The following is a 293-nucleotide window of genomic DNA, read 5'->3' as shown; positions in this document are numbered from 1 at the left end:
GCCTCGGCCCGGCGCCTCAGCGCCGCCGAGCCCCCCGGGCGTCCGTCGAGCGCCCGCAGCGCCGCGTCGAGCCCCGCCCGCCCGATCCACGCCCCGCTGCCCGCGTCCCCGAGGAGGTGACCCCAGCCGTCGGCGCGCTGCCAGGCCCGCAGATCGGTGCCGAGCGCGATCATCCCCGTACCGGCGGCCACGACGGCTCCCGCCCGCTGGCCGAGCGCGCCCGCGTACGCCGTCGCCGCGTCCGAGGCCAGAGCGAGCACCGGCAGCCCGAGCGCGTCGGAGAGCGCCCCCGG

Annotated in this window: 1 protein-coding gene; it reads right to left on the bottom strand. The window is 81.9% G+C overall.

The genetic code is table 11. The annotated features are described in order from the left end of the window. Positions 1 to 293 (bottom strand): BadF/BadG/BcrA/BcrD ATPase family protein (locus G3I42_RS35625; RefSeq protein WP_343244753.1); only part of this gene is annotated, 293 nt, incomplete at both ends.

The sequence above is a fragment of the Streptomyces sp. SID11385 genome, assembly GCF_010548245.1.
Taxonomy (GTDB): domain Bacteria; phylum Actinomycetota; class Actinomycetes; order Streptomycetales; family Streptomycetaceae; genus Streptomyces.
This window is presented reverse-complemented; position numbering and strand designations above follow the sequence as displayed.